At 74.0% G+C, this 12,530-nt stretch carries 12 protein-coding genes and 1 pseudogene; 9 read left to right on the forward strand and 4 right to left on the reverse strand.

Annotated features, from left to right (window positions below):
* Positions 1-10 precede the first annotated feature (10 nt).
* The 6 genes and pseudogenes from HTZ77_RS47510 (at position 11) to HTZ77_RS18060 (ending at position 8,046) form a co-directional block, all read left to right on the forward strand.
* Positions 11-3,319, forward strand: coding sequence for an AfsR/SARP family transcriptional regulator (locus HTZ77_RS47510; protein WP_175590742.1), 3,309 nt, complete (start codon positions 11-13; stop codon positions 3,317-3,319).
* Positions 3,320-3,428: 109 nt separating this feature from the next.
* Positions 3,429-4,418, forward strand: a complete 990-nt coding sequence (locus HTZ77_RS18040) for an LLM class flavin-dependent oxidoreductase (RefSeq protein WP_175590743.1) — start codon at positions 3,429-3,431, stop codon at positions 4,416-4,418.
* A gap of 96 nt (positions 4,419-4,514) precedes the next feature.
* Positions 4,515-5,257: pseudogene (locus HTZ77_RS18045) on the forward strand (PIG-L family deacetylase).
* A gap of 254 nt (positions 5,258-5,511) precedes the next feature.
* Positions 5,512-6,648, forward strand: a complete 1,137-nt coding sequence (gene rsgA / locus HTZ77_RS18050) for a ribosome small subunit-dependent GTPase A (protein WP_235994781.1) — start codon at positions 5,512-5,514, stop codon at positions 6,646-6,648.
* 110 nt (positions 6,649-6,758) lie between these two features.
* Complete coding sequence (locus HTZ77_RS18055; protein ID WP_235994855.1) at positions 6,759-7,265, forward strand: GNAT family N-acetyltransferase; 507 nt, start codon at positions 6,759-6,761, stop codon at positions 7,263-7,265.
* Positions 7,266-7,350: 85 nt separating this feature from the next.
* A complete protein-coding gene (locus tag HTZ77_RS18060) occupies positions 7,351-8,046 on the forward strand; it encodes an AraC family transcriptional regulator (protein WP_328808639.1) in 696 nt (231 codons plus the stop codon).
* Here HTZ77_RS18060 and HTZ77_RS18065 read toward each other — a convergent pair.
* From HTZ77_RS18065 to HTZ77_RS18075, 3 genes are all read right to left on the reverse strand, one after another.
* Positions 8,025-8,678 carry a class I SAM-dependent methyltransferase gene (locus tag HTZ77_RS18065; protein ID WP_175590744.1) on the reverse strand — a complete coding sequence of 218 codons (654 nt, stop codon included), beginning with the start codon at positions 8,676-8,678 and terminating at the stop codon, positions 8,025-8,027. The genes HTZ77_RS18060 and HTZ77_RS18065 overlap by 22 nt on opposite strands.
* A gap of 61 nt (positions 8,679-8,739) precedes the next feature.
* Positions 8,740-9,264 carry a pyridoxamine 5'-phosphate oxidase family protein gene (locus tag HTZ77_RS18070; protein ID WP_175590745.1) on the reverse strand — a complete coding sequence of 175 codons (525 nt, stop codon included), beginning with the start codon at positions 9,262-9,264 and terminating at the stop codon, positions 8,740-8,742.
* 81 nt (positions 9,265-9,345) lie between these two features.
* Positions 9,346-9,945 (reverse strand): TetR/AcrR family transcriptional regulator, encoded by a 600-nt coding sequence (locus HTZ77_RS18075; protein WP_328808640.1) that lies wholly within the window; start codon positions 9,943-9,945, stop codon positions 9,346-9,348.
* An 88-nt stretch (positions 9,946-10,033) separates the two neighbouring features.
* On the opposite strand from HTZ77_RS18075, the gene HTZ77_RS18080 reads away from it, so the two are divergent.
* From HTZ77_RS18080 to HTZ77_RS18090, 3 genes are all read left to right on the forward strand, one after another.
* Positions 10,034-10,420: a hypothetical protein gene (locus HTZ77_RS18080; RefSeq protein ID WP_175590747.1), complete on the forward strand. Its 387-nt coding sequence runs from the start codon at positions 10,034-10,036 to the stop codon at positions 10,418-10,420.
* Position 10,421: 1 nt separating this feature from the next.
* Positions 10,422-11,012 carry a TetR/AcrR family transcriptional regulator gene (locus HTZ77_RS18085; RefSeq protein ID WP_175590748.1) on the forward strand — a complete coding sequence of 197 codons (591 nt, stop codon included), beginning with the start codon at positions 10,422-10,424 and terminating at the stop codon, positions 11,010-11,012.
* A gap of 92 nt (positions 11,013-11,104) precedes the next feature.
* Positions 11,105-11,533, forward strand: coding sequence for a YybH family protein (locus HTZ77_RS18090; RefSeq protein ID WP_175590749.1), 429 nt, complete (start codon positions 11,105-11,107; stop codon positions 11,531-11,533).
* Positions 11,534-11,536: 3 nt separating this feature from the next.
* Here the strand turns inward: HTZ77_RS18090 and HTZ77_RS18095 are convergent, their stop codons facing one another.
* Complete coding sequence (locus tag HTZ77_RS18095; RefSeq protein ID WP_175590750.1) at positions 11,537-12,469, reverse strand: hypothetical protein; 933 nt, start codon at positions 12,467-12,469, stop codon at positions 11,537-11,539.
* Positions 12,470-12,530 lie beyond the last annotated feature (61 nt).

Consider the following 12,530-nt stretch of genomic DNA (forward strand, 5'->3'; position numbering starts at 1 on the left):
ATGAGGAGCCATGGACTTTCGCCTGCTCGGCCCGTTGGAAGTCCTCGACGCGCACGGGCGGCCCGTCGAGCTCGGCACCCCGAAACAGCGCGCGGTGCTCGCGATGCTGGCGCTCGAACCGGGCCGGATCGTGTCCCTCGACCGGCTGATCGACGAGCTGTGGTCGGGCGAGCCGCCCTCCAGTGCCATGGGATCGCTCCAGGTCTACATCGCCAAGCTGCGCAAGGCGCTGGAGCCGGACCGGCCGCCCCGTACGCCGGCCGCGGTGCTCGTCACCCGCGAGCCCGGCTACCTGCTGTCCGTCGCGCCGGGACAGGTGGACCTCGTCCGGTTCAGCACGTGGGCCGAGGACGGCGGCCGGGCGCTCGGCCTCGGCGAGCACGCCATGGCGCTGCGCCATCTCGACCGGGCCCTGGCCACCTGGCGCGGCGAGCCGCTCGCCGAGTTCGCCGGTCACGGCTTCGCCCAGCCGGTCGCGGCGCGACTGGGCGAGCTGCGCGCCACGGCCATGGAGGACCGGTTCGAGGCGCGGCTGGCGCTCGGCGAGGGCGCGGCGTGCGTCCCCGACCTGGAGCGCCTGGTGGAGGCGCAGCCGTTTCGGGAGCGGCTGTGGAGGCTGCTGGTGCTCGCCCTCTACCGCGCCGGGCGCCAGGCCGACGCGCTCGCGGCGCTGCGCAGGGTCCGGACGCTGCTCGCCGACGAGCTCGGCCTCGAACCCGGTGAGGCGCTGCGCACGCTGGAGCAGGCGGTGTTCGCCCAGTCCCCCGAGCTGGCCGCGGCCGTACCCGGGCCGGCCCGCGTCGAGGTGCGGGAGCCGGCCCCTGCGCCGCCGCAGGCGACGGACGGGCTCATCGCCCGCGAGGAGCCGCTGCGCCTCGCCGCGGAGCGCCTGGCGGCGACCCGGCGCGGCCGGGGCGGTGTCCTGCTGGTCACGGGCGAGGCCGGCATCGGCAAGACCCGCCTCGCCCAGGCCGCCGCCGACGAGGCCGAGGCCCGCGGGCTGGCCACCGCGTGGGGACACTGCGCCGAGGACACCGGCGCGCCCGCGTTCTGGCCGTGGCTGCAGATCCTGGGCTCGTTCGGCCAGGACTCGGCCGGCGCGCCGCACCTGCTGAGCGGCGAGCCGGGGACCCGCGGCGAGGACCCCGACACGGCGCTGTTCGGCCTGCACGAGCGGGTCCTGAAGGAGCTGACCGCGTCCGGCGAGCCCCGGCTGGTCGTCCTGGACGACCTGCACTGGGCCGACGCCTCCTCGCTGCGGCTGCTCTCCTTCCTCGCCGGGCACCTGCACCGCACCCCCGTCCTCATCCTGGCGACGCTGCGGCCGGAGCCGGGAGGCGACCCCGAGCAGCTCCGCGACACCCTCGGCCGGCTGGCCCGCGAACCCGGCACCGATCGCCTGGCGCCGGCGCCCTTCACCCGGGAGGAGGTCTCCGCCTACCTCGCCCGGCGCGACCTCACCGACCCCGCGCTCGCCGGCGTGCTGCACGACAGGACCGGCGGCAACCCGTTCTTCCTGAACGAGCTGCTCCGCCTGCTGGACAGCGAGCACCGGCTGGACGCCGCGTCGCTGGGCGTCCCGGCCGGGGTGCGCGAGGTGATCGGACGCCGGGTGGCGCGCCTGCCCGAGCCGACCCAGGACCTGCTGCGCTGTGCCGCCGTCCTCGGCCGCGAGGTGAGCTTCGACGCGCTGGCGGCGGTGGGCGCCCTGCCGCCCGAAGAGGTCATGTCGCTGCTCGAACCGGCCGTGGCCAGCGGGCTGCTGGCCGAGCTGCCCGACGGCTTCGACTACCGCTTCTCCCACGCCCTGGTCAGGGACGCCCTGTACGCCGAGCTGGGCAGGCTGGGCAGGACCCGGCTGCACCTGCGGGCCGGTGAGGCGCTGGAGTCGTTCACCGGCGTGGAGGCGTCCGTGCTGGCCCACCACTTCGGCGCGGCCTCCCGGGTCGGCGGGGCGGCCAAGGCGATCGGCTACGCGGTCAGGGCCGCGCGCCGATCGGCCGACCAGCACGCCTACGACGAGGCGGTCGGCTTCTGGCGCCGCGCGCTCGACGGGCTGGACGTGCTGGACGCCCGGGACGGGGCCGACCCGCGCCGCCGCCACGAGCTGCTCATCGGGCTCGGGCGGGCGTTGCGGGCCGTGGGCGACGTGGAGGGGGCGCGGGCGGCGCTGGACGAGGCGATCCGCATCGCCGCCGATCTGCGGGACAAGGCGGCGCTGGTCTCGGCGATCGTCGTCTTCGGCGAGGTCGCGGTGTGGAACTGGCGCGCCTACGGGCAGTCCGACGAGCGCTTGGCCGCCCTGGTGGAGGACCTGCTGGACGAGCCGCTCGACGACCGTGACCGCGCCGCGCTGCTCGGCACGCTCGGCGTCGAGCTGTACTACTCGGGCACGCGGCGGGCCGAGGGTGAGCGGCGGGCCGCCGAAGCCGTCGCCATCGCCCGCCGGGCCGGGGATCCCGCCCTGCTGACGCGCGTGCTGAACAACTACGTGATCGCCTCCTGGGTGCCCGAGCGGGAGCGGGAGCGCAGGAGCGCCGCCGAGGAGATGCTGGCCGTGCCCGGCCTGCCGGCGGGCGCGGAGGTCGTGGCGCGCGTGTTCCGGATGGCGCACCTGCTGAGGGACGGCGAGCTGGCGGAGTGGGAACGCGACCTCGCGCGCTGCGAACGCCTGCTGGGTGAGGTGCGCCGCCCCGAGCCGGAGGCGATGGTGCGCATCGCCGAGGCCGCCGGCCGTACCCTCCAGGGCCGGTGGGAGGAGGCCGAGCGGCTCGCCGGGGACTCCAGCGCGCTGCTGGACGGGTCCAGCATGTGGGGGCCCGACTTCCCGGGCCTGATCACCCTGTTCACCTGCCGCTGGGCGCGGGGACGGGCGGGTGAGATGGCCGGCGGGCTGGTGTCGCGGGCGGGCCGTCCCGACATGATGCCGCTGCGGCCCGTGGCGGTGCTGGCCGCGCTCGAAGCGGACGACCACGCGCTGGCGCGTGACCTGGTCGCCCGCTGGGGGACCGAGGTCCGCCACGACTGGTCCACGGAGTTCCTGACCGTCGTGTGGGGCTACGTGGCCGCCCGGCTGGGCGTCCCCGAACCGGCGGACGTGTACGCCAGGCTCGCACCGTACGCCGGGCGGCTGGTCGTCAGCGGCATGGGCGCGGCGGGCTGGGGCTCCATGCACCTGGTCCTGGCGGAGCTGGCCCGCGCCATGGGCGAGCCGGAGCGGGCGCGCGAGCATGCCCGGCAGGCGCACGAGACCCACCTGCGCCACGGGCTGGACCACTGGGCCGGCCGGAGCCGGCGGCTGCTCACCGACCTGGGCTGACGCCGCCCGCCCGAAATATCCGCCGGTCCCCCGTGGTTGCACAGCGATGGTTGCACAGCGGTGATTGCACAGCCTGCCACGAACCGGACCGACGAAAGGCTTGTCCCCCATGGCTCTTCCCCTCTCCATCCTCGACCTCGCCCACATCGGTGAAGGGGAGACGGCCGCCGACAGCCTGAGCGCCAGCGTGGACCTGGCCCAGCACGCCGAGGAGTGGGGCTACCGGCGCATCTGGTACGCCGAGCACCACAACATGCCGTCCATCGCGTCCTCGGCGACCAGCGTGCTCATCGCCCACGTCGCCGCGCACACCCGCACGATCCGCCTCGGAGCGGGCGGCGTCATGCTGCCCAACCACTCCCCGCTGACCATCGCCGAGCAGTACGGAACCCTCGAAACCCTGCACCCCGGCCGCATCGACCTCGGGCTCGGCCGCGCGCCCGGCAGCGACCAGAAGACGCTGCGGGCCCTGCGCCGCACGCCGGCCACCGCCGACGCCTTCCCGGAGGACGTCCTGGAGCTGCAGGGCTACCTGACCGGCGACTCCCGCATCCCGGGCGTGGACGCGACGCCGGGCAAGGGCACCGACGTGCCGCTGTACATCCTCGGCTCCTCGCTGTTCGGGGCCACGCTCGCCGCCGCGCTCGGGCTGCCGTACGCCTTCGCCTCCCACTTCGCGCCCGCCGCGCTGGAGGAGGCCGTCGCCGTGTACCGGCGCGAGTTCAAGCCGTCCGCGCAGCTCGAACGGCCGTACGTGATCGCCGGGGTCAACGTCGTCGCGGCCGGTACCACGGAGGAGGCGCAGGAGCAGTTCCTTGCGGCCAAGCGCCTCAGGGTCGCCCGGTTCCTCACGCCGGGCCGCACCCTCACGCCGGAGGAGGCCGACGCCGTGCTCGACTCCTCCGCCGGACGGCAGATCGCGCAGATGGCCCAGTACTCGGCGGTCGGCGACCCGCAGGAGGTGGAGGAGTACCTCGACCGGTTCGCCCGGCACGCCCAGGCGGACGAGCTGATCGTCGTCTCCATGGCCCCCGACCGGAAGGCGTGGCTGCGCTCCCTCGAACTCCTGGCGAAGGTCCACGGCCTGCTCCCCGCCTGACGCCCTCTCCTGGTACGAGCACAAAACGATGATTGACCTATTTTTAGGTCGGTCATATGTTTTCCCGCGTACCGAACGAGAGGAGTCCGTGTGAACATGCGCGTCATCCGAGGCGAACCCCTTCGCCTGATGAGCGTGCACGCCCACCCCGACGACGAGTCGAACAAGGGCGCCGCCACGCTGGCCAGGTACGCCGCCGAGGGCGTGGACGTCCTGGTCGTCGGCAGGAGTTCCTGGGGTTCGTCGACTCCGGGCTTCCCGCGGCCGGCGAGCCGTTGCCCGACGGCTGCTTCGCCCGGCGGCCGGTGGAGGAGGCGGCCGGCCGGCTGGTGGCCTCGATCCGCGCGTTCCGTCCGCACGTGGTCGTCACCTACGACGAGACCGGCGGCTACCCGCACCCCGACCACATCCGGACCCACGAGGTGACCGTGGCCGCCTTCGACGCGGCCGGGGACGCCGGCCGTCACCCCGAGGCGGGCCCGCCCTGGCAGCCGGCCAAGCTCTACTACCACGGCGCCCTGTCCAGGGCGTGGTTCCAGACCATGCACGACGCCATGACCGCGCGCGGCCTCGAATCACCCATGCGGGAGGTGCTGGCGGAGCTCCCCGCCGACGTCCCCGCGCCCGAGTTCTCCACGCGCGTGTCCTGCGCGGACCACTTCCCGGTCAGGGACCGGGCGCTGCTCGCGCACGCCACCCAGATCGACCCGGACGCCGGGTTCATGCTGCACGACCGCGACGTCGAACGCGAGGTGTGGCCCACCGAGGACTACCACCTGGCCCGCTCCCACGTGCCGGTCACGCTTCCCGAGGACGACCTGTTCGCCGGGCTGAGATGACCCCGCCGGAAAATGACGACGCCGCACGCCGCCGGCGGTGCTAGGGTGCTGATCGTTGGTGGTGCAGTTCCGGATGAGAGGGAGGTGAGGCTTGATGACCGCGGTGAAGACCGCTGCCCTGCGCAGCGCCCGGACATTCCTCACGTCCCGGGCCCCGGTCTGACCCACTTCTTCCCCTCGCCGTAGCCGTCCGGCTGCGTACGCGAGGTGGCGGCTGCGTCTCGTCGGGGCCCCTTCCCGCAAGGTGTCTCACGTTGCCCCACCACTTCACCGAACCACCCGATTTCACGGATCCGTCCGACTTCACGCATGCGTCCCGCTCCACGGATCCGTCCGGTGCCGGCCTGTCGCGGTACGGCTGGACGGAAACCCTCGACCACGCCTTCGCCGAACACGGCGCGGCCGGCCTGGTCCCGGCCCGGATCGCGCGGGTGGACCGCGGCCTGTGCGACGCGGTCACCGAGTCCGGCCCCGTGCGGGCCGCTCTCACGGCGCTCCACTCCCCCGACCCGCTCCTCGCGCCCTGCACCGGCGACTGGGCCGCGCTGCTCCCGGGCCGCGAGCCGCGGCTGGCGGCCCTGCTGCCGCGCCGAAGCGCGATCGTGCGCTCGTCGGCCTCCCGGTCCTCCCACGGGCAGGTGCTGGCCGCCAACGTCGACACGGTCGTCCTCGCCGTCTCGCTGGCCGCGCCGCTGGACGCGGCCCGGCTCGAACGGCTGCTGGCCCTGGCCTGGGACAGCGGCGCCAGGCCGCTGATCGTCCTGACCAAGGCGGACCTGGCCGCCGACCCGGCCGCCGCGCGGGCCGAGGCGGGCGCGCTGGCGCCGGGCGTGGACATCCTGGTCACCAGCGTGTCCACCGGTCAGAACATCGACGTGCTGACCGCGTTGCTGAGCGGCACCACGGTCCTGCTCGGCTCCTCGGGCGCGGGCAAGTCCAGCCTCGGCAACGCGCTGCTCGGCGACGAGCTCCTGGCCACCGGCGCGGTCCGGGCGCAGGACGGCAAGGGCCGCCACACCACCGTCCGCCGCGAGCTGGTCCCCCTTCCCGGCGGCGGCGTCCTCATCGACACGCCGGGCCTGCGCGGGATCAGCCTGTACGACGCCGCCGACGGCCTGGAACAGGTCTTCGCCGAGATCGAACGCCTCGCCCGGGACTGCCGCTTCGGCGACTGCTCCCACGACACCGAGCCCGGCTGCGCGGTCCAGGCCGCCATCCGGGCGGGCGAGCTGACCCGGCGGCGCCTGGACAACTACCGCAAGCTGCAGCGCGAGAACGCGTACGCGGCCTCGCGCACCGACGCCCGGCTGCGCGGCGAGCGCGCCAACCGGCAGAAGGCCATCACCAGCCATCTGCGTGCGACCTACAAGTTCCGGGACCGGCAGTCATGAAGGAGGCCGGCGCCGAGATCACCATGCGCCGGGAGCACGGCGCCGAGTACCGCTGCACCGGCTACGTCCTGCACCCGCACGCATCCACAGAAACGGACCTGAACACCACCATGAACTGGATCACCCGCCCCGAGACCGCCGCCGACCTCGACCGGATCCGCGAGGTCAACCTCGCCGCCTTCCCCACCTCCCACGAGGCCGACCTGGTCGAGGCCCTGCGCGCCGACCGGGAGGCGTGGATCCCCGGCCTCTCGTGGGTCGCGCAGGAGCCCGACGGCGCCATCGCCGGGTTCGCGCTGCTCACCCGCTGCCACGTGGACGGCGCTCCGGCGCTCACCCTGGGCCCGTGCGCCGTGAGTCCCGAGCACCAGCGTCGTGGCGCCGGCTCGGCCGCCATCCGCGCCGCCCTCGACGCCGCCAGGGAGCAGGGCGAGGGCCTCGTGCTCGTGCTGGGCCACGCCGAGTACTACCCGCGCTTCGGCTTCACCCCGGCCTCCGGCCACGGCATCCGGCCGCCGTTCGACGTCGAGGACAAGTACATGATGGCGCTCGTCCTCGACCCCGCCCGGCCCGTGCCGGCCGGCACCATCCGCTACCCGGCCGCGTTCGGCGTGTGACCCGGGCGGCCCGCCGGTGACGGGAACCCCGTCACCGGCGGGCCGCCGTTGCCGCCGCCCGCCCTGTTTGGCACCATCGCGGAGTGTGAACGCCGGGACGGAGATGCCGCGCTTCGCCGTCGGCGAGGGTTACGCGGTGTATCGGGGCGCGGCGGCGGGCAGTTCCTTCCACCGTCATGCCGCCTTCCAGGTCGCCATCGCGGTGGAGGGCGAGGTGGCCCTGGTGGACGAGCGGGAGATCCGTCATCGGGGCGTGGCGCTGGTCGTGCCACCGATGGCGCGGCACCGCATGCTCGCGGCGGCGGACCTGCTCACCTTCTTCGTCGAGCCGCACTGCGTGTTCGCCGACCGGCTGCGCGAGCACAGCGGCGACGGCATCGCCGCCGTCCCGGAGCTGCGCGACCTGCGCGAGGAGGACATCGGCCGGGCGGGCGTGCGCCCGTCCACCGAGCTCGATCCCCGCCTGGTGGAGGCGCTGAACACGCTGCGGGAGCGCAGCGTCCCGATGCCGGCCCTGGCCGCGGCGGTCGGGCTCTCACCCCAGCGGCTGCGCGCCCTGGCGCGGCGTCAGGTGGGCATGCCGCTGACGCGCTGGCGGGTGTGGGCGCGGCTGCGCCGGGCGGCCGAGGCGATGCGGGCGGGCCGGTCGCCGGCCGACGCGGCGATCGTGGCGGGCTTCACCGACCAGGCGCACCTCACCCGGCGGATGCGGGAGATGATGGGGCTCACCCCCGCGGCCGTGCTGCTGCATCTGCGCGGTCAGTCCCGGCGCGCGACGTAGACGGAGATCGAGCCGGTGGCCGTGGTCACCACCTCGGCCTCGCGCACGTCGCGAAACCCGGCGGCCGAGATCAGGCCCGGAAGGGCGCCGTCGGCGTTGGGCTGGGTGTCCTCCTTGCCGTCCGCGAGCTGCACGATCCCGAACGCCAGGCGCATCAGCGGCGTCCGCTGCCACCCGTAGTCGGCGATCACCAGCTTCCCGCCCGGCCGCAGCACCGCGGCCATCGACGCGAGCACCGCCCGCTTCACCGGGACCGGGCACTGGTGGAGCACGAGGCTGGACACGACGGTGTCCGCCGATTCCGCGCCCAGCGACTCCACCAGCTCGTCCCCCATGCCGACCTGCCAGCGCACCGCCACGCCCGCCGCGTCGGCCTTGCGCCGCGCCGCCCCCAGCACCTCGGGATCGGGGTCCACCCCGACGATCCGGGCCCGCGGCTCCACGCGGGCCAGCAACAACGCCAGCGAGCCGGTGCCGCAGCCCACGTCGACGATCACGTCGTCGGGCCGCGGCGCCACGTGCATGGCGGCCAGGGCCCGCCACAGCCGCTCGCGCGTCAGCGCGATCACGTGATCGTAGAACCGGGTGGGGGCGAAGCGGCCCAGGGCGGGGGTGAAGGTGTTCTCGCTCATGCCCGCAGTCTCGTCCGCGCGCCCCGGCCCGGTCTTGTACGAACCGCTCGCGGGCGCCGGGCTACTCCGCCGGGACGAGTTTCGCGAGGTCCGGGGCGTAGACGGTCATCCAGTGCGGGTGCAGCCGGTAGTAGACCACCTCGTTGTCCCAGTCGAAGAGGTCGTCGCCGTAGAAGTCCTTGAAGTACGCCAGCAGGTACGGCCAGTCCGCGGCCGGCTCGCCGTCGCGTGGGTTGAGGATCTCGACCTCGCCGTGCGTGAACACGCCCAGGTCCTCACCTCGCAGGTGCGCGACGCTGGCGGCGGGCCGGGCGGCGAGATGCCGGGCCTTGGCCGAGTCGCGCGCCGTGCCGAAGTGCCACCTGCCGTGCAGGAAGTGCCCGTCCGCGCCGCTGATGCGCGGCTCGCCCTTGGCCGTCACCGTGGACAGGGCGAGGGTGCGCATGCCGGTGAGGACCCGGGTGAGCTGCTCGGCGCTCAGCGTGCGCTCGCTGTTGATGATGGAGCGCAGGTGCGAGGTGGAGCGGGAGAGGGAGGCGTCGAGGAGGGCCTGGAGCTCCTTGAGCTCTTCCGGCGTTTCGCGCATCGGGGTCCTTGTCTGTCCGTGGTCCGTCCATGTGTCGCCACCATGCTCGCCCCGAAACCCGACACCCCCTGTCATGTTTTCTCAGAACCGGCCGACCGAGGGTTCCAGCAGGTCGAGGACGCGGTGGGCGGCCGGACGTACCTCGTCGGCGATCTCGCTCTCGCTCAGCCCGGCGAGGGTGCGGCGCTGCACCTCGGCGAACAGCACCCGGTGCGCGCCGGCGAGCTGGGCGGCCACCGTGCGGGCGGTCAGCTCGTCGTGCTCCTTGGCCAGCTCGGCGGCCAGCGCCACCTCGCGCTGTTCGTGCAGGTCACGCAGTCGCGCCACCAGGGTGGGGCTGTCGGCGATCATGCGGGAGAACGCGCGCCCGGCGAACCCGGCCATCGGGTCGTGGGCGTCCACGGCGCGCAGGAGGGCCTCCTTCAGTGCCGTGAACGCGCTCTGCCCCGGTGGGCGGTCCGCCACCACGGCGGCCAGGCCGGCCGCGAACTGCTCGGCGTAGTCCAGGGCCAGGTCCTCCTTGCGGGGGAAGTAGTTGGTGACGGTCATCTTCGCCACCCTGGCCGCGACCGCGATGTCCGCGATCGTGGTCTTCTCGAAGCCCTGCTCGATGAACAGCCGGGTGGCGTGGTCGGAGATCGCCTGCCGCGTCTCCTGCTTCTTGAGCTCTCTCAGGGTCACCGTTCTTAGGTTAGTCACACATTTATGTCCAGGCGAAAGACGGATCCCGCCCTTGCCCGATATTATCCGGCCGGATAAAGTTACTCGCATGGATAACAAAGTGTGGGGGCTCGTCCGCGCCCTCTTCGTCGCCATGCTCGTCCTGTCGATCGCCACCCTCGGCGTGGCCGCCGTCGTCGGCGGCACCTGGGTGGTGTGGCTGCGCGGCGCCGCCGTGGCCGCGGCCGCCGCCTGGCTCATCGCCCTGGCCGGCCAGGCGGGCCGGGGCAGGCGGGCGGCGTACGTACGGATCCGGTTGGTCACCATCGCCGCCCCCATCGGGATCGTGCTCCTCATCCTCGCCCCCGACAGCGGCTATCCCGGCTGGATGAAGGCCGAGCAGGCCGTCGTCGGCGTGCTGGCCGCCGCCGCGGCGCTCCTCATCAACCGGCCCGCCGTGCGACAGGCCTTCCCGAAGGCTGGCAAGCTGGGGTGATATGGAGATCACCGGAACCCGCCGGGCGGCCACCGAGGCCCGCAGGGCGCAGATCGCCTCCGCCACGATCACCCTGCTGGCGCGGCGCGGCTACACCGACACCACGTTCGAGGCCATCTGCGAGCACGCCGGGCTGAGCAGCAAGAGGCTGATCACCTACCACTTCTCCACCAAGGAGAAGCTGTTCGAGGCCGTCGTCCACCAGGTCGTCCAGGACGCGGCGGTCTTCATGCGCCCCGCCCTCGACGCCGCCACCGGAGCCCGGGCCCTGCTGGAGGCGTTCATCAGGGCGAACGTGGCCTTCATCGCGGCCCACCCCGACCACGTGCGGGCGGTGCAGCAGATCGCGGCCAACCAGGTTCCCGTGGGCGGGCAGGAGCAGGAGGCCGCGATCGGCAGGCTGGTGGCGCTGTTCGAGGACGGGCGGCGCACCGGGGCGTTCCGGGCGTTCGACGCGGTGCTGATGAGCAGGGCGCTGCGGGCCGCCATCGACGACCTGGCCGGCCGCCTGGTCGACGGCCTCGACCCGGACCACTGCGCCGACGAGCTCGTCGAGCTGTTCGACCGGGCGACCCGCGCCTCGGACGGCTGACCTCCACGGGCGGGCCCTCGCGGCGCCTCACATTCCCGGCGGCTGCGTCGTCGGAGCAGTGAAAGCACCGCAACCCTTGAACGGAGGACGCGATGACGTCGGACGATTCCGAGATCATGGCGCTGCTGGAGAGCCGGGTCGACGCCAGCCAGAAGAAGGACGTCGATCGGCTCATGTCGTTCTATGCCCCCGACATCGTCTACTACGACGTCGTGCCCCCGCTCCAGTTCACGGGCATCGAGGACGTCCGCCGCAACTTCGCGCGGTGGTTCGACGAGTACGACGGCCCCATCAGCCTGGAGACGCGCGACCTGTCCGTCGCGGCGAGCGGGGACGTCGCGTTCGCGCACATGCTTCACCTCGACTCGGGGACGCGGAAGAACGGGCTCCAGAGCGCGATCTGGGTGCGTTCGACCGTGTGCCTGCGGCGCTCGAACGGCACATGGTCGATCACGCATGAGCACATCTCGGTGCCGATCAACCCGGAGAACCTCAAGGCCTGGTTCCCGCCGGACATGTGACCTCTACGGGGCGGTACGCAGCATCTCCGGACGCAACTGGGCGGCCCGCCGCCTGGAGATGCCGCCGGCCAGAGCGGCGCGGGTGAGCGCGTCGCCGACCCATCCGGCCGCGGCGGGCTCGCCGTACCGGCCGAAGATCGGCTCCGGGGCGGTCCTCCGGCCGCCGCCCAGCTCCCGCAACAGCCGCCGGGCCAGCGGCGGCAGGACGAAGGCGGCGACGTGGCACCCGGCGTGCACGACCATGACCACGTGCTCACCCCCGTGGCCGTCGGCGACGGTGCGGAAGTCCTGCGCCGACGCGCCGGCCACCGCCTCGGCCGGAGCGCCGGTCGCGTCCAGCAGGGCGACCGCGGCGGCCTCCGCCACGTGGCCCTCGGCGGCCAGGCGCGCGATGCCGCGCCGCAGCGAGCGCCGCTCGACGCGGGTGAGGCCCGCCGGCCTGCCCGCGTCACCGGCCGGGACGGACGTCGCCTCGCCCTCGTGAGATCCGCTCTCCCAGGCGAAGTGGTAGAGGGAGGTCAGGGCCGCGCGTCGCCGGGCCACCGTCGCCTTGGCCAGGGGCCTGCCCGGGGCGTCGGGCAGTCGGCCGGCCAGCGTCGCGTCGCAGTACTCGCGGACGTGGGCCCCCGTGGCGCGCAGCGGGGCGAGATCCGGCCGGTCGAGGCGCAGCCAGCGCAGGAACGAGGCGAACGCCCGCAGGCGGAACCGCCGGGCGCCGAAGGAGGACGACTCGTGCAGCCAGGCGGCCACCGTGCCGCGGCTGACCGGGTCGAGCCCGTCGACCAGGTCGACGTCGGCGCCGTCCACCTCGCCGCCGTCACCGGGACGCCGCCGCGGACGCAGACCGGCGATCCGCCCGATGCTCGTCACCCCCGCCGGGGAGCCGTTCGAGGGCTCCAGGCGTCCGCGGGGGTCGGGATCGGGGGCACCGGTCATGATGTGGATCTTCTCACGGGACGATGGGCGCGGGTGTCCATCGTCCCGAAGGGTGAGATCC

Source organism: Nonomuraea montanisoli (assembly GCF_013363975.1).
In the GTDB taxonomy this organism is placed as follows: Bacteria; Actinomycetota; Actinomycetes; order Streptosporangiales; family Streptosporangiaceae; genus Nonomuraea; species Nonomuraea montanisoli.